The 18,721-nt window shown below is 51.5% G+C and carries 14 protein-coding genes; 1 reads left to right on the top strand and 13 read right to left on the bottom strand.

Translation table 11 applies throughout. The features are described from left to right. Nucleotides 1-2: 2 nt before the first annotated feature. The 11 genes from SBL51_RS02410 to SBL51_RS02360 all read right to left on the bottom strand — a co-directional run bounded on the left by SBL51_RS02410 (nt 3) and on the right by SBL51_RS02360 (nt 14,417). On the bottom strand, nt 3-2,015 hold the full coding sequence (locus tag SBL51_RS02410; RefSeq protein WP_317928891.1) for an acetyl/propionyl/methylcrotonyl-CoA carboxylase subunit alpha: 2,013 nt from the start codon (nt 2,013-2,015) through the stop codon (nt 3-5). 10 nt (nt 2,016-2,025) lie between these two features. Next, a complete protein-coding gene (locus tag SBL51_RS02405; protein ID WP_317928890.1) occupies nt 2,026-2,817 on the bottom strand; it encodes an enoyl-CoA hydratase/isomerase family protein in 792 nt (263 codons plus the stop codon). 17 nt (nt 2,818-2,834) lie between these two features. After that, complete coding sequence (locus SBL51_RS02400; protein ID WP_317928889.1) at nt 2,835-4,442, bottom strand: carboxyl transferase domain-containing protein; 1,608 nt, start codon at nt 4,440-4,442, stop codon at nt 2,835-2,837. Nucleotides 4,443-4,507: 65 nt separating this feature from the next. After that, a complete protein-coding gene (locus SBL51_RS02395; RefSeq protein ID WP_317928887.1) occupies nt 4,508-4,903 on the bottom strand; it encodes a MerR family DNA-binding transcriptional regulator in 396 nt (131 codons plus the stop codon). 227 nt (nt 4,904-5,130) lie between these two features. Next, entirely contained in the window at nt 5,131-7,377 is a 2,247-nt protein-coding gene (locus SBL51_RS02390; RefSeq protein WP_317928886.1) for a TonB-dependent receptor, read from the bottom strand. Between the two features lie 418 nt (nt 7,378-7,795). After that, entirely contained in the window at nt 7,796-8,713 is a 918-nt protein-coding gene (locus SBL51_RS02385) for an SDR family NAD(P)-dependent oxidoreductase (RefSeq protein WP_317928885.1), read from the bottom strand. Between the two features lie 100 nt (nt 8,714-8,813). Next, nucleotides 8,814-9,980 (bottom strand): MaoC family dehydratase N-terminal domain-containing protein, encoded by a 1,167-nt coding sequence (locus SBL51_RS02380; RefSeq protein WP_317928884.1) that lies wholly within the window; start codon nt 9,978-9,980, stop codon nt 8,814-8,816. 42 nt (nt 9,981-10,022) lie between these two features. Continuing rightward, nucleotides 10,023-11,510 carry an SMP-30/gluconolactonase/LRE family protein gene (locus SBL51_RS02375; protein WP_317928883.1) on the bottom strand — a complete coding sequence of 496 codons (1,488 nt, stop codon included), beginning with the start codon at nt 11,508-11,510 and terminating at the stop codon, nt 10,023-10,025. Nucleotides 11,511-11,849: 339 nt separating this feature from the next. After that, a complete protein-coding gene (locus tag SBL51_RS02370) occupies nt 11,850-12,257 on the bottom strand; it encodes a nuclear transport factor 2 family protein (protein WP_317928882.1) in 408 nt (135 codons plus the stop codon). Nucleotides 12,258-12,294: 37 nt separating this feature from the next. Next, nucleotides 12,295-13,053, bottom strand: coding sequence for an SDR family oxidoreductase (locus SBL51_RS02365; RefSeq protein WP_317928881.1), 759 nt, complete (start codon nt 13,051-13,053; stop codon nt 12,295-12,297). Nucleotides 13,054-13,187: 134 nt separating this feature from the next. Beyond that, nucleotides 13,188-14,417: a CaiB/BaiF CoA-transferase family protein gene (locus tag SBL51_RS02360; RefSeq protein ID WP_317928880.1), complete on the bottom strand. Its 1,230-nt coding sequence runs from the start codon at nt 14,415-14,417 to the stop codon at nt 13,188-13,190. Between the two features lie 2,030 nt (nt 14,418-16,447). On the opposite strand from SBL51_RS02360, the gene SBL51_RS02355 reads away from it, so the two are divergent. Further along, entirely contained in the window at nt 16,448-17,176 is a 729-nt protein-coding gene (locus SBL51_RS02355; RefSeq protein WP_317928879.1) for a site-specific integrase, read from the top strand. A gap of 11 nt (nt 17,177-17,187) precedes the next feature. Here the strand turns inward: SBL51_RS02355 and SBL51_RS02350 are convergent, their stop codons facing one another. Beyond that, nucleotides 17,188-17,688: a DUF2244 domain-containing protein gene (locus SBL51_RS02350; RefSeq protein WP_317928878.1), complete on the bottom strand. Its 501-nt coding sequence runs from the start codon at nt 17,686-17,688 to the stop codon at nt 17,188-17,190. Nucleotides 17,689-17,809: 121 nt separating this feature from the next. Further along, nucleotides 17,810-18,715 carry a 3-hydroxyisobutyrate dehydrogenase gene (mmsB, locus tag SBL51_RS02345; RefSeq protein ID WP_317928877.1) on the bottom strand — a complete coding sequence of 302 codons (906 nt, stop codon included), beginning with the start codon at nt 18,713-18,715 and terminating at the stop codon, nt 17,810-17,812. Between the last annotated feature and the right edge of the window lie 6 nt (nt 18,716-18,721).

Here is an 18,721-nt window from a genome sequence, read left to right as displayed (position 1 = left end):
ACTCAAGCCTCCGCTTTCTCGAAGTCGAGCAGATCAGAACCACCTTCGACCAGGTCGCCCGGAGCGTAGTAGAACTCCTTCACGGTACCCTTGGCTGGAGCGCGAATGGTGTGCTCCATTTTCATCGCCTCCATCACCAGCAGGGCAGAGTCTTGCTCTACCTCGGCGCCAGCTTCCACCAACAGGGTGACGATGGTGCCGTTCATAGGCGCGGTCAGTGCACCCTCTCCGGCACCGGCGTTTTCGTCACCCAGGTCGATCTGCGCCTGGCAGAACTGCAGTGCGCTCTCTTGGGTGTAGAGGCTGTAAACGCCGTCGTGCTCGGCAATTACCGCGCGCGATCGATAACCGTCGATATCAGCGTAGAGCTCGCTGCCATTGAGCTTGCCTTGGGCGCGCACGGTCTTACCGGCGGCGGTGATGTTGTAGCTAACCGCACAGCCCTCACCCAACTGCTCGATAACAATTGGGTAGTTTTGGCCCATCAATTCCAACTCGAACTGATGGATGTGGGGCTCGTTCAGACGCCAGGCGTTGCTGAAGTTCCAGGGCGAGTTGGCGTCGCGTTGGGCGCTAACACTGGTGGTGGCATCCTGCGCCCGGCGCAATACCAGATAGAGGCCAGCCAGCGCCGTCGCGCTGGCGATATCGGCTTCGCCGTCGTGGAAGATCTTCTCATGGTGTTTGCCGATAAAACCGGTATCCAACTCCGCTTTCTGGAAGGGCTCGCAGGTGGCCAGGTTGTATAGGAAATCGACGTTGGTGGTCATCCCACTGATACGGTATTCACTTAACGCCTTGCCTAAACGGCGCAGTGCTTTTTCACGGTCTTCATCCCAAACAATCAGCTTGGCAATCATCGGGTCGTAGAAGACGCTCACCTCATCGCCCTGTAACACACCGGTATCGACCCGCACATGGCTATTCTCCTCCGGCGGTTGCAGGAAGGAGAGAGTACCGGTTACCGGCAGGAAGTCGTTGTTAGGGTCTTCGGCATAGATTCGCGCTTCAAAGGCGTGGCCATTGATCGGCACCTGCTCTTGGCTTAATGGCAGGGTTTCACCGTAGGCAACGCGCAGCTGCCACTCGACCAGATCCTGGCCGGTGATCATCTCGGTGACGGGGTGTTCCACCTGCAGACGGGTGTTCATCTCCATAAAGTAGAAAGAGCCATCTTCATCGAGCAGGAACTCCACGGTACCCGCGCCCACATAGTCGATCGCTTTCGCGGCCTGCAGTGCGGCTTCGCCCATTTTGCTGCGCAGTTCGCTATCCACACCGGGTGCCGGTGCCTCTTCGATCACTTTTTGGTGACGGCGCTGAACCGAGCAATCGCGCTCCGCCAGGAATACACCGTTGCCGAGTTGATCGCAGAACACCTGAATCTCAACGTGGCGAGGTTTGGTCAGGTATTTTTCTACCAGCATTCGGTCGTCGCCAAAGCCGTTCATGGCCTCACGCTTGGCCGCCGCCAGCCCCTCGTCGAACTCCTTTTCGCTCCAAATTTGTCGCATACCTTTACCGCCGCCACCGGCGGTCGCCTTCAACAGTACCGGGTAACCCATATCGTTGGCGGCCTGCTTAAGCAGCGCTGGATCTTGATCTTCACCGTGGTAGCCGGGCACCAGAGGCACATCGGCCGCTTCCATAATACGTTTGGCGGCGGATTTGGAGCCCATGGCTTCAATGGCACCCACCGGGGGGCCAATAAAGACAATGCCATTCTCAGCACAGGCACGGCAGAATTCGGCGTTCTCACTCAAAAAGCCATAACCCGGGTGAATCGCTTCGGCACCGGTCTGTTTGGCGGCGGCAATCACACGCTCGATAAGCAGGTAGGACTCTCTGGAAGGGGCGGCTCCAATGTGGACGGCCTCGTCGGCCATGGCCACATGCAGGGCGTTGGCGTCCGCATCTGAGTAGACAGCAACAGTGGCTATACCCAGTTTACGGGCCGTTTTTATCACGCGGCAGGCAATCTCGCCGCGGTTTGCGATCAGGATTTTGTTAAACATTCTGGCTCTCCTACCCTTTAACCCAGGTCGCTGGTCGTTTTTCGAGGAAGGCGGTTAAACCTTCCTGCCCCTCTGGGGATACACGAATGGCAGCGATACGTTCGCTGGTATCTTTAATCAGCTCATCGGTGATGACTTGGTTATCCACGTCCAGCACCAGTTTTTTGGCGGCGAGGATGGCCGCCGGGCTATTGGCCAGCAGGGCATCCACGAGTTGAGTGATGGTTGCATCCATCGCCTCGGCCTCTACCAACTCACTCACCAAGCCCAGTTGCAGTGCGCTTTCGGCACTGAACCGCTCGGCGGTAACAAAATAGCGCCGGGCTGCGCGGGCGCCGATGGCGGCAATGACATAGGGGCTGATCGTGGCGGGAATTAAACCGATTTTGACTTCACTTAACGAGAAGCTGGCCTTGGGCCCGGCTACCGCCATATCACAGCAGCTCACCAAGCCAACGGCACCACCAAAGGCTGCACCTTGGACGCGGGCGATGGTTGGGAAAGGCAGTGTGTTTAATGTTTTCAGCATACCGGCCAGAGCATTGGCATCGCGCAGGTTCTCGTCGTAGCTGTAACTGGCCATACGCTTCATCCAACCGAGGTCAGCACCGGCGGAGAAGCTCTTGCCTTCAGCCGCCAACACCATCACGCGTACTTCGGGATTACCGGCGAGTTCATTAAACGCGTTGGTCAGTTCGGCAATGACCGAGTCGTCGAAGGCGTTGTGTTTTTCGGGGCGGTTCATGGTTACGGTAGCCACGCCCCGGTTGTCGATAGCTACCTTTAATGTTGCTTCTGTCATTTGTGCAGCTACCTGAATTACATGCGGAAGACGCCAAACTGCGTCGCCTCAATCGGTTTGTTGAGCGCCGCTGAAAGGGCCAGGCCCAGAGTCATGCGCGTTTCGGCTGGGTCGATAACGCCGTCATCCCAAAGTCGGGCAGAGGCGTAATAGGGATGGCCCTGCTGCTCGTAGGTGTCGAGAATCGGCTTTTTAAATTCAGCCTCCTCTTCTTTGCTCCAAGCGCCGCCCTTTTTCTCGATCTGATCGCGACGCAACTGCGCCATGACACCAGCGGCCTGTTCACCACCCATCACCGAGATACGGGCGTTAGGCCACATGAACAGGAAACGAGGGTCATAAGCACGACCACACATGCCGTAGTTACCGGCACCAAAAGAGCCACCGATCAATACGGTTAATTTGGGGACATTGGCACAGGCCACCGCGGTTACCATTTTGGCGCCGTGTTTGGCGATACCGCTGGATTCATACTGCTTGCCCACCATAAAGCCGGTGATGTTCTGCAGGAATACCAATGGAATTTTGCGCTGGGCGCAGAGCTCGATAAAGTGCGCCCCTTTCTGGGCGGACTCACCAAACAAAATGCCGTTATTGGCCACAATACCCACGGGGTAACCAAAGATACGGGCGAAGCCGGTAATGAGGGTGGTGCCATAGAGCGCTTTAAATTCGTCAAACTCAGAACCATCCACCACACGGGCGATGATTTCTCGCACATCGTAGGGCTGGCGCGAATCTTTCGGGATGATGCCGTAGATCTCTTTGGCATCGTATAGCGGTGCTACCGGCTCGCGGATATCCAGGCTGTTGGGCTTCATACGGTTTAAACGGGAGATGCACTGGCGGGTGAGTTTTAGCGCGTGGTGATCATTCTGAGCGTAGTGGTCAGAGACCCCGGAGGTTCGACAGTGAACATCGGCGCCGCCCAGCTCTTCGGCGGAAACAATCTCACCGGTGGCGGCCTTAACCAGTGGTGGCCCGGCCAGGAAGATAGTGCCCTGCTCTTTGACGATGATGGATTCATCGGCCATGGCCGGTACATAGGCACCACCGGCGGTACAGGAGCCCATTACACAGGCAATTTGGGGGATGTTTTTGGCTGACATATTGGCCTGGTTGAAGAAGATACGGCCAAAGTGCTCCCGGTCTGGGAAGACATCATCCTGACGCGGCAGGTTGGCGCCGCCGGAGTCCACCAAGTAGATACAGGGCAGATGATTCTGCTCGGCGATGGTCTGCGCACGAATGTGCTTCTTCACCGTTAATGGGTAGTAGGAGCCCCCTTTCACGGTCGCATCGTTGGCGACAATCATGCACTCCTGGCCCTCTACCCGACCGATACCCGTGATAATCCCCGCCGCCGGTACATCTTCACCGTAGACGTCGAACGCGGCCAACTGTGACAACTCCAAAAAAGGTGAGCCCGGGTCAATCAGATTGTTAATTCGCTCGCGCGGCAACAGTTTACCTCGGGAGGTATGCCGCTCCTGGTACTCTTTGCCACCACCCAGTTTGATGGCTGCCAGTTTGGCATGCAGGTCGTCAACCTGCGCTTGCATGTGCGCCGCGTTGGTAGCGAAATCTTCGCTGCGGCTGTTTATTTTCGATTTTATCGTTGCCATATTCTATTCCGTTAATAGAACTATTGATTTTTCAGTTACTTAAAATACTTATTGAAACTACTTCTTTAACTTTGTTTCGCACTTTGATCCGGGCTCGCCATCGCCTCTAAACAGCGCTCTTCGGAGTCGCGTAGGTCGAGCATCATCACTTCGATATCGTGCAATTGCTGCTCAAGCTGGTGGCGTTTCTCGCGAATTTTCGCGAGCAGCGACTGCATCTGTTCGTGGTTACCGGCTTCGGGGTCGTACATATCGATAATCGACCGGCTCTCCTCCAGAGTGAAACCAAGCCGTTTACCGCGCAAGATCAACCTGAGTTTGGTTCGATCCGCCGGTGTGTAGATGCGAGAACTACCCTCTCGACGCGGAGAGAGCAGACCCTTCTCTTCGTAAAAGCGGATGGTGCGGGTGGTGATATCGAACTCTGCAGAGAGATCGGAAATGGTGTATTCGGCTGCCATCGTTTATGCGGTCTTTTGTGAACAACAGTGTTGGGAATTTTAAGTAACGTTTACGTTAACGTCAACCAAGAGCTGGAATTTAGTGGTACGGATAGGTTAGGCTGACAAGTTCAATATGGGGATTTACTTAGGGTGTCGGGTGTAGTTGAAGTGTTGTGGAGAGTGGTCGTTGAGGATTATCACTCGGAGTTGTAAAGGGCTCGGCACCACCGAGCCCTCCCCTTTGATTAATAGCTGTAATTGAGCGAGAGGCCCAACTCCTGAGGACGAGCGTAGGCGGCGGTAAAGCCCTGCCCGCTTGGGAAGCCGTGAGCAATATAGTCTTCACCGGTGAGGTTGCGGCCGTAGATACCAACCCGCAAGCCAAGATCGGAAAAGGTATAACCGGCTCGGGCACTCAGCGTAAAGTAATCGTCCTGCTCGATCACCTGGTAGATGTCGTGATAAACCTTTGACGAGTAGCTGACATTGGCACTGGCATCGAAAAAGCCAGCGTCCGTGCTCTTCTCATAATCAAGCGAGAGATTAGCGGTCAATTCCGGCGCTTTCATCAACCGCTCGCCGGTTGCATCGAATACAACCTGGGAGATAACACCACTGCCCACATTCACCGTGTAACCCACAGCCCCTTCAAAATCGGTGTACTCCGCTACCGGCACCCAGGAAAGTCCGCCTTTGAGGATAAACTCATTGCTCAACTGCACAGTCGCATCGGCATCAATACCGTAGATTTCAACCGGGCCGGTATTTTGTACAAACACGGCGCCCCCGGTAAAACCCTGCTCCTGTTTATTTTTATAGTCGTAGTAGAAGGCGGATAAATTTACCGCCAGCGACGCCGCCGCGTATTTATATCCGACTTCATAGGCGTTGTTCTCTTCGGGATCGATACTCTGGTATGGCGGGTTACTGGCGGTGTTATCGATACCGGTCAAACCACTCTTCTCACCTTCCGAATAGGTGGCGTAAATATTGGCAGAAGGCGATAGTTCGTATTGCAGGCTGATCCGCGGAATAAAGCTTTCGAAGGTCTCTTTACGTGTTTCAACGATTGGATAGGTGATGGTATCTTCGTGTGGTTCGCGGGTATAACGCCCACCGACTGATAACGTCCAAGCTTCCGTTAAATCGATATCCGCTTGACCGTAAACAGCGGCTGAATTGATTTTAAATTTATTGGTTTTAACCGGTATGCCACCAGGTACCACCGTCTCCTGAATGGCCGTCACTGTGCTGGAGTCTTGGTTGTAGTAAAAAAGACCCGCCGTATAGCTGACAATACCGATTTTTTCCGAGGCGAAATTAAACTCTTGCGACACCCCTTTATTATTTGCCAGGTAGTAGTAATCAACACAGGCAAAGGTGGTCACGCAGGTGACCGACCCCTTGGCTTGCGGCAAGGTGGTTTGATTAAACACTTCAGTATCGTGGTAAGCGGTAATAGAGGTTAATGTACCAATATCGCCTATATCAAACTCGATACGCGCGCTACCGCCGCTGCTTTTGACTATCGCATCATTGTATTCAAGGCCATTACCACTATCGAACGCGGTGTGATAGGGCGTGCTTGACACCACGGAGCCGGGATACAAGCTGGCGACCACCCAGCCGTTGTAGGGGGTGGCCGATTGCAGCCCTTCATCGTTGTGTTTCAGATAAAAACCACTGACCACCGCTTTGATGCTGTCGGTTGGCTGATAGAGGAATTTAACACGAGCATTGGAGCGGACAACGGTTCCGTACTGATCACCGGATTCATCATCGGTGAGAAAACCATCGGTGTGATCATAGCCACCGGAGAGACTCATGGCCAAGGTATCGCTTACCATTGGGATGCTGACAAAACCACGTACTGCATTATGTGGCGAGCTCTGGCTGTCGCCCTCACCGGTGTAATACCCAGAATCAACCGTAATATTACCGCTGTTTTCAAAAGTAGGATCTTTGGTGAACAGGCGAATCGCGCCACCGACAGAGTTGCGGCCAAACAGCGTACCTTGCGGCCCTTTCAAAACTTCGATGCGTTGTATATCTGGCAAATTGGCACCAAACAGATTGCCCTGGCTGTAGTAAACATCATCAACGTAGAGCGCGTTGGGGTTTTCACTACCATTAGTGCTCACGCCGGTTGATAAGCCACGAATGGCAGGCTGGGTAAGATTGCCGACGCCACCAAAAGTTAATCCGGCAACGGTATTTTGCAGATCAAAAATATTGGTAACGCCGGCCTTTTCCAATTGTGTATCGGACAGCGCATTTACAGTAAAAGGCACATCGGTCAAGCGCTGTTCTTTGCGTTGTGCTGTAACCACCACCTCTTCAATAACATTGGTGGCGGCCGGATCATCCTGCGCCGCAACAGCACCAGAAATGGTCAATAATCCAGCACTGGAACAGAGCACTAAATGAGAAGATGCAACATTAAAAAATGAACGAGTTTGGATAGACGGCAATGGGGTTTTGGTTCTCTTCATTGATATCACCACTTTGTTTTTTATTTTGTATTACCCAATAAACTACTTGGGATGACCCTATTGTTTGTGGCTTCTTATTTGGCAAGATTATGGTGTTATTTTTTTATTATTTAATTTAGGTGGTTATCACAGCCTTGTGATGGCATTTATATTATTTTGTTCGCATTTATAAAGGAAAGACATGCGAGTGGTCAAGCATGCACCGGGGTACATTATTGTTCTAGCGCAAAATTGCTTATCTATAGGAGGGTTCTTGAGTTAATCAATTAAATCTGGCTTGGCTCTTTGGTGGAAAGTTGGCTGCTAAAATACCACAGGGTACTATTAGTGACTCATTGCTTATACAGCCATGATTCAACGGCGTTACGTGATGACGAACCTAGCACAAACGCCGCTGATCTACATTTTTACGGTACGGCTATTTCTTTGCGGTGCTGGCCATGGTGAAGCTATAACGAATGTGATCCACATGGGCATTAGGTACCACTGGGAAAATAAGCGGGTTTTCACTACCACGAATAGCTGCCATTTGATCGCCAACATCGGCAATCGACCAGTCCGGTTGGTAGACCCCTTCCGTCTCACCAATAAATGCCTTGGCCACCCGTCCGGCAATGGAAACTAACATCTCACCGGTGATGGAGCAGTTTTCATGAGCTAACCAACCAACCACTGGCGCAACCAATTCAGGTCCCATAGGTGGATAGGCGGAAACATCGATCCCTTCTGCCATGCGGGTGACAGCACCCGGTACAATGACATTGCACTTAACACCTTCCGCTTCCCCTTCCAGCGCCACCACATTCGAAAGACCAATAATTCCGGCTTTAGCCACGCCGTAGTTAACCACGTTATGATTACCGTACAGCCCGCCTATCGACGAGGTGAGTACAATGCGGCCGTAGCCGGCATCACACATCAATGGGAAGGCTGGCCGCACCACATGAAACGCACCGCGTAGATGTACATCCAACACGGATTCAAAATCTTCATAGCTGATCTCTTTCAGCGAACCAGGGCGAACATTACCGGCGTTATGAATAAGAATATCGATCTTGCCGTAATTATGAAGCGCGCAATCGATAATGCCCTGCCCGCCTTCTGGAGTGGCCACCGACTCGGTGCAAGCAACGGCTTCGCCACCCGCGGCTTCAATTTCGTTAACGACTGATTGCGCTGGCCCAATATCCGTACCCTCGCCCTGCAAGCTGCCACCGGGGTCATTGACCACCACTTTAGCGCCTTGTTGCGCGAGGAGCAGTGCGTAGGCGCGACCCAATCCGCGTCCGGCTCCGGTTATTACAGCGACTCGATTATCAAATCTTAGATCGGACATAATTTGCTCAATTATCTTAAGTAACTATCTAGTCAGCCTCAGACTGACTGGGTGATGCGTATAAGAAAAACGCCTCCGTAGAGGCGTTTGCATGACAGCCCTATTTCGTCGGCAGTTCAATTTCCGCTTTGGCAGTGGCCATGGTGGCGCCCAACTGGTTGGCCATTTTTACATCCACCTGAATCACGTTACGACCCTCTTCGTCGACCATTTTGTCGATCACTTTAGCCGTCATGTAGGTGGCATCACCGGTAAAGGCTGGGCCACGATAGGCTGAATTGCAGTGCACCACCTGACCCCACTCCCCGGCCCAACCGCCCAGGTAGTCTAGAATCCAGGCACCCATAGAGGCACCGTAACCGTAGCCGCGCGGCATACCGATCATGCGTGCGTATTTCGGGAAAAGGTGACCGCGAGAGGGACCGAAATAGGCACCATCGGTCCACTCTGGGTTATCGCGTTCCATGACTGGATCGTTTTCGTGGCCGGCCATCTCCTTGGTGAAACCGAGTGCTTCCAGGTCCATACCCGGGCGATGAGTGCCACCCCAAATGGTGAACAGGTAGGCGCGCCATTCGGTGGTAAAGCTGGCAACACTGTGAGGGCCAATCACCCGGACCGGTAGCTCGTCGCCGACGGTGATGTCGTCCCAGTAGCGCTTGCCATGACCGAGGTCGTGCATCATTTTGATAAATTCGTATTTTTTATCTTCCAGTGCTTTTAGCTCATCGTCCGTCCAGACTGGATCTTCCTCGGCGCCCGCCATAGAACCCATCTCCAGAGCCAGGTCGGCACGGTACCGGATTGCGGTGGAACGCTGCTTGGCAATGAAATCGCCGTTTTGGTTGTAGTAGTTGTTATCGCCGCGCTGGAAGCAAGTGGGGCCGGCAAACTTGGTCTCTTTTACCGCAAAATCGAATGGGATCTTTTCGTTAACGATTTCATCACCACCAAAAATTTTGGGGCCATAAAACCACCACTCATCGCCACCAAAAATAAGGTGTGACTCGGGAATACGTCCAACACAGGCGGGGCCAGCACCGTGGCCGTCATCCGCAGCTACGGCGAACGATTGTGGTGCAACAATTTTTCCGAAACGGCCTTCGGCGGCAAAATCAGTATCGTAGTGCAATAAATTGGGATAATGCATAGCCTGCGCCCAGCGTCGGATATCGTTGACATGCAGTGGCTCTTTCATCCGAGCTGGGGCAATCGGTTTGCCCATATAGTTTTCCAGATCGGAACAGTCTAATGTTTTGTCGCTCATTGTTTACTCCAATTTTTCAAATTATTTCGCTGCAGCTTTTAACTAGATTGATTTGATGGCCAGCACTGTTCCATCAGCATCACCAGAGAGGTACAAAGTACCGTCCGGTGCACAGGTAATATCGGCAAAGGGACCCATGGGCCCTGCCAGGGGTGGGATGGCGTTTAGGAATTTGGGAACAACGCCCTCTGGGGCTCCCACGGGTAAATCACTGGCGATAACGTCGCGCGCACCACTGTTGAGGTTGAGTTTAATCAACTCTTTCGAACCAGCATCCACGATAAATAGATCATCGCCAACGGCCAGAATACCCTGTGGTTTAATCAAGCCATCGAGTACAGGCTCGGCACCAGCGTTAGTTATTTTTACTACACGACCGGCCCCCTCTTCAGACACGTAACAGCTGCCATTATGAGCAACGGTTACACCCAATGGCTCATTAAGGCCGGTGGCAATGCTCTCAACCTTGCCAGAAGCCAGAGCAAAAACTTCTCCTTTGGCGGCATCAACAAAAATGAGTTCACCATTGCCACCTTGCGCGACGCCGTATAGTCGGTCGTATCCTTCGGCCAATACCTCGGAGGTTTGCGTAGCGGGTGTCCAGCGGCAGACGGTGCCATTGGAGGTCGTTACCACAAACTCTCCGGGGGCTGACTCAAGAACACCACGCACATAGCCCGGATAACCGGGATAGAAGAACATGCCCAGGCATTGCGGCTGGCCACCAATGGGAAGAGCGTAGGAGAAACCACCGTCGGCAACGAACAGCGTACCGTCGCTGCAGAAAGCGAGGCCAAGTGGCCAGTTGAAACCATCGGGCACGATTGAACGAATTTCACCATTCGCCAAGATTTCGTTGATCTGGCCGGAGATACTGGAGACAACAATACGGCCATCGACAAAGGTGAGGTTATCTAGCCCGGGAGCAATAGTTGCCAACACCTTGCGCTCACCGGTGTTAGGGTTAATGCGTAGCACCTGCCCGGAGGCCACCTGGGTGGAGACGATAAAGCCTTCGGCATCGAACTTAACTGCATCAGGCACACCAAGATCTTTAGCGACCACCTCTGGCTCACCACCTTCAAGGCTTACTCGCCAGATCTCGTTGGTACCCATAATAGGAATATAGAGCAGACCGTCGGGACCCACTTCCATAGCATTGGGCATGGGTACATTTTCTAAAATCACTCGTGGCGCCCCACCACTTAAATCGAGCTCCATGATGCGGCCACCTGGACGGCATTCACCGGCAAACAATCGACCTTTATAAATTGTGATCGGGTTGGCTGAGGGCATATCACCACATACCACTTGAGCCGTGCCATTAGGACGAAATACACTGACCCGACCTTCGGTGATTTCTGTGGCAAAAATATTGCCCTGATCATCAAAAGCGATGTCATCCGGTGCGATGATGTCGCCACCTTTTGGACTGATGGTTTCCACGGCGCCGGTGTTGATGTCGACAGCACTAATCTGGCTGCCGGAGACCTGAGCCACGTAAACGCGACCATCAGTGCCGGTGCGCATTCCATTGGCCCCAAAGAGCCTGCTAGGCGGTGTTAGCTGCTCCAGTTGCCAGCCGTCGGCGGGAGTTGGTGAGGAAGACGTTGTGTATCGGCCGGACTGAATAGCCATATTGTAGATCCCTTATTATCTGTATTAGTGTGCAGGCACCTAGATAAGACCTATCGCTACACTTTATCTGGTGCACTTTGCAGGATTCACTTAGAAGAGTAGCGATAAATCAACGCCACGCCTATCACCAAAAATGCAACACGATTTTTAATAACAATGAGGTATCGCTTTGTGTTAGTGAGCCCGGCTCTTCTGTAATTTAACGATTTGGCAGAGCCACCGACTGCGCGATTAAAGCTCTTTACCCATCACAGTGTAAAAACGTGACAGGAACTTCCAGCGGCCATCTTCTTTTATAAATTCATCATCAAAATAACCGACCACTATGACGCGACCTCCTGCTTTAGGGTAAATCAATTCCCGACAGAATGTCTGGCAGCTGGCTTTGTTGCCTTCTATTTGTAGAGAGTCAGGCACAGAGATCATGCTCATGTAGTCGACGTAGGCCATTTTTTCAGCAAAGGCGGCTATAACATTCGCTTTACCGGAGACAGGCGTTTTGAACGAGGGCAGGTTCCAAGTGCCTTCATTGGCCCAGGTGTCTCCCCACTTTTCGACGTTAATTACCATCGCGGCATTAGCAAACTGTTCTATAAGTTCGCGGATTTCTAAACGATCTTCGACAGAGCCTTTATTCATAATATTATTTTATCTTCTGTGATAGAAAAGTTTTGAATTAGAGCGCCAGCACTTCTGGAGCCAAATATTTGGTTTTAGTCCACCCGCAATCAACCACAACCGTTTGACCATTGATAGCACCGGCACCAGGTGAACACAGGAAAGCGATTGTACTGGCAACCTCTTCCGCGGAACCCAAACGTGGATAGGGTGTGGTTTGAACATTCGTTCGCACAAAGGCTTTATCGTTCATACGGTCTTTAACCATATCAGTCATGGTTACTCCGGGGGCAACACAGTTGGAGCGTATACCCTGTGGGCCGTATTCACAGGCCATGTGTTCAGTCAAAGAGCGTAAGCCGCCTTTTGCGGCAGAATAAGCCCCTCCGCGACGCCCACCGATTTCCGCATAGGTGGATGTGATATTGACAAACGCATCGCCATCCTTCATGTGGACAACGGCTTCTCGACAGAGTCGAAAAGGCGCTCGCAGCATAATATCCATGAAATAGTCGTAAGTGTCGTCATCTGTTTCATGCAGTGGCTTAGGACTGCCAATACCCGCATTGTTCACAACAAAGTTAATCTCGCCAAATTTCGTCAATGTAAAATCAACGATCTGCTTGGGAGCTTCTTTAGCGGTGACATCGGCGGATATGGTAGCAACTCTGTCGCTATTGTTTAGGGCGGCGACCAGGTTATCGAGTTTGTCTTGACTGCGGCCAACACCAACAACGGCCATACCCATGCCATGCATAATTTTCGCGGTCTCCAGGCCGATACCACTGCCCGCGCCGGTAATAATTGCAACTTTCATTGATGCTCTTCCTTATTATTTTAATGACTTATGCGTCGTGCAGTTGAATCAACTGTGTGGACTAAACTTAACCTTGGTTGATCTTGATAGACGCTCATTAACGCTCTTGGTAATTAATTTTCCAAGAACGGGTGCTAAATAATACCCTTGGCTTTTAACTCGGCAATCTCGTCTTCACTCATACCCAACTGGCTGCCTAATATTTCGTCGGTATGCTGTCCTATGGTCGGCGGCGCCGTATAGTCCATAGGCGACCCGGACATATAAGCCAGAGGGCTGGCCAGCATGGTCACCTCGCCGGCCAAAGGATGCGGCACAGTAACCTTCAGTTTGCGATGCTGCACTTGAACATCTTCCCAGACATCGGGCAACTCATTGTACCGGGCTGCAGGTAACCCTATTTTATCCAAGGCCTCTAAGAGATCAGCGCCCTTCCAAGCCATACTCCACTGATTGATAATGGCCACCAATTCATTCCGATTTGTACCACGCTTGGGGTTGGTGTCGAATCGAGGGTCACTAAATAGATCGGGGCGTTCCATCAACTCGGTGAGCAGACGCCAGTGCTCATCGGTCCCAGCGGTAATATAAATGATGCCGTCAGAGCAATTGATAAGATCAGCCGGGCCACCGCCATTGCCACCGTTACCAAGACGCGGCGGCGGGTTACCGGACACCAGGTAGTCTTGCATGATGTGCGAGACCATGGCCACCGAACAATCGAGCAGGGCAACGTCAATGTACTGGCCGAGGCCCGTGCTGTGGCGTTGATTCAACGCGCCTAATATTGCCAACGCTGCATTATGGCCGGTGAATACATCAACCAGACTTGGCCCCGCCTTTAATGGGCCGGCACCGGGCTGACCGGCAGGAATCCCAGTGACGGCCATCATTCCACCTGTTGCTTGAAACAGACCATCGTAGCCTGGCTTCGGTGCCATGGGGCCTGTTTGCCCGTAACCGGTGATCGAGCAATAGATCAGGCGCGGGTTAATGGCCTTAAGGCTTTCATAATCGAGCCCATAACGTGCCAAGTTACCCACTTTGTAGTTTTCAATCAGTACATCGTACTCCGCGACCAGTTTGCGGATCAGCTCTTGCCCTTCTGGCTTGGACAGATTACAGGTAAGTGATTTCTTATTACGGTTGGCCGTGAGATAGAAAGCGGACTCTCTCGTAGGGTTGCCTTCGCTATCTTTGAGGGCTGAGAAGCCGTACATGCGGCCATCGTCTCCAGCGCCAGGACGTTCGATTTTAGTCACATCAGCACCAAGGTCGCCCAGGATTTGACCGCAGAATGGGCCTGCCAACACTCGGGTCAGGTCCAGCACACGTACGCCCTGTAAAGCTCTAGAGTTAGTCATTAAGGTTCCTCTGCCAGATCAGGTATGGCGATTCGGCCACTATCTCTAGCCGTCTTTGCCACATGTTAAACCCGTCGATTATACCTTTTGTGTCGAAGAAGGATCAACAGTGTTGTTCAATAACGCTCTGGAGATCGCTGGCAAATGGCGTATTAGCTGGTGTTGGGGTGTGACGGGAGATTAAAAGCGTTGTCGATGACGGAGTGGTCAGCCAATTATTTTGGGCTGTAGAGGGAAACGGATTTCCAGGGGCGTAAGGCTATCCGGATAATTTAAGACCACAGGCCAGGGTAATCACCCGTACCACGTTGCGAATAAAACCGAGGTTTCAAGCAGTTAATGCAATCTATTTATTAGTGACTATTAATCTACATATAAGATCACCTCGGTTAATGCCTATTTTTTCTATCACTTAAGCACAAGGCGACTTCAAAAGTTTCGCACACCATCAGGCCTCTTGTGTCACTAGCACCGCGCAACAGAGAAAACCAAAAAGCCGGCTTGCCTGTTACTTGACAGCCTTGCAATCAATGCCTGGCCTTGAGAGCCCGAGACAAGAGATCTCGCGCACAGTCATTTATTGTTTCTGCTCGTTCTAGCAAAAGCTAATCGATCATCACTTCGGCATTATCACTGCCATTAACACTACCAAAGTATAAGCTCTCGAGAGGAGAGTACGAATACTGTTCTAGTGCGGTTACAGCTTGAAATCCCTGGCGCAGGCAAATTATCCGATTAAAACGTAGCTATGATAATCGCGCTTTAAAATCGACGTCGTGATGTCGACTGGGCCTACAAACGATAAGCCTTTGGCTAATAAATAAGCCATAAAAAATACAGGCGCATCAAGCCTAGTTACTCACCCCGGGAGTAAAACGAGTTAGTAATAAGTTATTTTGCCCGTGTATTAATATGCGGTTGAAAATTCGTATGACTAACATTGCAACACCCGAATTATCTAAGTGGTTAGATACTGCCCAAAATTAACAATTTAAAGGGAGGGTATTGCTGAAATTTTTATAAGCCTGAAATGATTAGGCTACCCCTCGCTGCCAATCAAGATCTTAAATATGCCTCAACGCCCAGCTACTAATTAGCTCTAACGTCTGCCGGCAGAAAACCTAAACTTAGGGGATTTGGTTCGTTAACCACGCTACCCGAAAATACCATAGCCATCTCGACAATATTTAAATAGAAGCGAGGATTTAAAAAGCGAAAGCTATGTGCCCTGCTCCAGGGCAGATTGATTTAAACAGGTACGGGTTAGGCGGCATCGTATGTGCGGATAAAAAAATTGTTTAACTTTCGAAAAGCAGCGCTGTTTTTTTGGTTAACCAAGTTACCACTCTTTACGGTTCTAATTCGCGATTAGCAAATACAGCGATGGTACAACTCAATCACCAGAAACTAGCCCATAACTCCCCTTTCTATCGCAAAACAGATTGCCGTTGACGTCCCCGGCGTTAGCAGGTTAGCCTTATGTCTAATATTAATTCGTATCGGCGCATATAGTTCTAATGGACACCCTACCCAACCCTACTCCACTGTTTCCCACACTTGCCGAGTTGCGACTCTTTAGAATGGGCGACTATCCAGAGTTACAGGAGTTTTTACAGCAGGATACTTCAATACGCGTAAGCCACTGGCAATGGGCTATGGAGTTCTTGCTCTACATTGGGCGCAATAAATCAGAACACACCTACGTTAGATTTCGCTCAGAGGTGGAGCGATTTTTATTATGGCTCTTTCATGTCAAAAAATTAGCGGTACCGGAATTGCGAAAAAATGACATTCTGGAATATGCGGATTTCTGCTGGCAGCCACCTGAAAACTGGATTTCGTTTTCAGCGGCTGATCGATTTATCTTTATCGACGGCTACCATACCAGTAACAATCTGTGGTGCCCTTTTCGCATCACCAGGCGCAAAGGATCAACGGACCAAAAGCCTTTAAGTAAGCGCCAATATCGACCTTCTCAGGAGAGCCTTCATGCCGCCTTTACCGCTATTTCGGCTTTCTTTAACTATCTTATGAATGAAGAAATCAGTCACGGCAACCCGGCACAAATTGCTAAAAAGGATTGCCGCTATTTTATCGCCGACGCCCAGGTGAAGGAGGTTCGCCGGCTTACCCAGGAGCAGTGGCAGTATGTGCTGGAGGCCGCAGAAACCATGGCCAATAGTGACCCGCTCTTTGAGCGCAATCTCTTTATTATCGCGGCATTAAAGGGGCTATTTTTACGGGTGTCGGAACTCTCTGAACGCAGCACCTGGTCGCCAACTATGAATCACTTCTGGCAGGATGAAGACGGCAACTGGTGGTTAAAGGTGTTTGGTAAGGGCCGTAAATTACGCGATGTTTCAGTGCCCACGCAATTTCTCTCCTATCTGGTTCGCTACCGCCGCTTCCGCGGCCTGGCCGATTTACCAAGCAGCAGCGATTACAATGTTTTGGTTGAGAAAATACGCGGCCAGGGCGGCATGACCACCCGCCATCTGACGCGCTTGGTACAAGAAGTCTTTGACCGGGCCCAACAGACCATGACCAAGGAGAAAGGCCCAGTAGCTGCGGAAAAATTAAAAGAGGCCTCAACTCATTGGTTGCGTCATACCGGTGCCAGCATGGAAGTTGAACGAGGCAGAGCCTTGAAGGATTTATCGGAAGATTTAGGTCACGCCAGTATGGCCACTACGGATACTGTTTATGTTCAAAGCGAACATAAGCGGCGCGCGAAAAGCGGTAAAGATCGCTCTATTTAGCCAAGGGTCTACTACATCGAGCTGTCGGCGCGAACGTAAAGAAACACCGGTAACCCCTCCCCTTTCAGTTCTGTTACCACTAATTGTTTATCGCTGTTATTCAGAAAGCCGCCCAGCTCCACTCGATGGGCGGTATCGAACAGACAGACTTCATCGACTTCCGCTGCTGGCGAATTGGCGATGGATAACCGTGTTTCAGATCGCTGCAGGAGGCAATTACTGGCAAAGGCGGGCTCGTCATCATCGATGGCAATGGTATCGCGCTTTAAGGTGATTTGCTGTTGCCGCTGATTGAAAAGCCAGACGCGATGCAGAATAAAAGCCAACAGCCCCACTTCCAACCCGGCAAAAGGCAATACAACCCAGGCGCCCATAAATGTCCAGAAAGTGGCGATTAGCAGTGAGATAGCGGCAAGTGGAAGAAAGAAAAGTTTAAGTTGGCGGCCATTTGCAGAACGGTTGGGGATGAGTGTTATAACAGTAACATCAGCCTGACGCGCGGTGATAACCATGTTCGCCTCCCGGTAAATAGGTTTGGAGTGTGACGACCTGGGGATATTTACCGTTTGCGAAGTGTACCACTGCAGTTACTACCCGGCACAGACGCCGGGCAGCCTTTCGGACGAGTGGCAATTACTCAGGAATTTGGCCGAACATTTTTACGATACTGGAGAAATCTTTGCGACCATTGGCGGCATCGCCCTCGCGGAATAGGGAGTAGAGGTTGCGAGCCAGGCCGCCGAGTGGAATAGTCGCACTCGATGCTTTGGCGGCATCCACTGCCAGGTTGAGGTCTTTCAGCATCAGGTCGACAAAAAAGCCCCCTTCATAATTGCGGGAGGCGGGTACCGTTTCCATTACGCCGGGATAGGGATTGTACTTCTCCAAAGACCAGTTGCCGCCGGAGCTTTTCAGCATGATGTCCGATAATACTTTGGGATCAAGGCCATTTTTAACCCCCATTTGAATAGCCTCAGAGGTGCCGATCATATGGATTGCCAGCAGCATGTTGTTACAGATTTTAGCTACCGCGCCAGCGCCGACGGCTCCGGCATGGAAGATATTCGCACCCATAACATCAAGCACCGCTTTGGCTCTTTCCACATTTTCGCTGCTGCCGCCGCACATAAACGATAAGGTACCCGCTCCAGCAGCCGCAGTACCACCCGAAACCGGGGCATCGATAAAAGCAATACCCTTGGCTTCGGCAGCCTCGCCAACCTTTTTGGAGTTTTCAGGGGCCACGGTAGAGCAATCAATCACCAGGGCATCCGGTTTTACCACTGACAGAAGGCCGTTTTCCCCTAAATAGACCGCTTCAACGATTTGCCCATTGGGCAGCATGGTAACCACATAATCGGCAGATTTCGCTGCGGCAGATGAGTCAGTAAAGGGCTCACAACCGCCACTTTTGGCAGCATCCAATGCGGCCGGTGAAAGGTCGAACGCATTGACGGTAAATCCGGCCTTGGCCAGATTGACAGCCATCGGGCCACCCATATTACCTAAGCCGATGAAGGCGACAGTTTTGTTATTCATTATGGT

Origin of the sequence: Halioxenophilus sp. WMMB6 (assembly GCF_033283405.1) — a bacterium.
GTDB lineage: Bacteria > Pseudomonadota > Gammaproteobacteria > Pseudomonadales > Cellvibrionaceae > Halioxenophilus.
The sequence above is the reverse complement of the archived record's forward strand: the minus strand, read 5'-3'. Positions and strand labels throughout refer to the sequence as shown.

Coding starts and splice junctions, on each gene's coding strand:
- mmsB (WP_317928877.1), bottom strand. CDS start 18,715: ATGAATAACAAAACTGTCGCCTTCATCGGCTTAGGTAATATGGGTGGC.
- SBL51_RS02410 (WP_317928891.1), bottom strand. CDS start 2,015: ATGTTTAACAAAATCCTGATCGCAAACCGCGGCGAGATTGCCTGCCGC.
- SBL51_RS02360 (WP_317928880.1), bottom strand. CDS start 14,417: ATGACTAACTCTAGAGCTTTACAGGGCGTACGTGTGCTGGACCTGACC.
- SBL51_RS02355 (WP_317928879.1), top strand. CDS start 16,448: ATGAATGAAGAAATCAGTCACGGCAACCCGGCACAAATTGCTAAAAAG.
- SBL51_RS02385 (WP_317928885.1), bottom strand. CDS start 8,713: ATGTCCGATCTAAGATTTGATAATCGAGTCGCTGTAATAACCGGAGCC.
- SBL51_RS02365 (WP_317928881.1), bottom strand. CDS start 13,053: ATGAAAGTTGCAATTATTACCGGCGCGGGCAGTGGTATCGGCCTGGAG.
- SBL51_RS02405 (WP_317928890.1), bottom strand. CDS start 2,817: ATGACAGAAGCAACATTAAAGGTAGCTATCGACAACCGGGGCGTGGCT.
- SBL51_RS02380 (WP_317928884.1), bottom strand. CDS start 9,980: ATGAGCGACAAAACATTAGACTGTTCCGATCTGGAAAACTATATGGGC.
- SBL51_RS02400 (WP_317928889.1), bottom strand. CDS start 4,442: ATGGCAACGATAAAATCGAAAATAAACAGCCGCAGCGAAGATTTCGCT.
- SBL51_RS02395 (WP_317928887.1), bottom strand. CDS start 4,903: ATGGCAGCCGAATACACCATTTCCGATCTCTCTGCAGAGTTCGATATC.
- SBL51_RS02375 (WP_317928883.1), bottom strand. CDS start 11,510: ATGCGCACCGGCACTGATGGTCGCGTTTACGTGGCTCAGGTCTCCGGC.
- SBL51_RS02370 (WP_317928882.1), bottom strand. CDS start 12,257: ATGAATAAAGGCTCTGTCGAAGATCGTTTAGAAATCCGCGAACTTATA.
- SBL51_RS02350 (WP_317928878.1), bottom strand. CDS start 17,688: ATGGTTATCACCGCGCGTCAGGCTGATGTTACTGTTATAACACTCATC.
- SBL51_RS02390 (WP_317928886.1), bottom strand. CDS start 7,377: ATGAAGAGAACCAAAACCCCATTGCCGTCTATCCAAACTCGTTCATTT.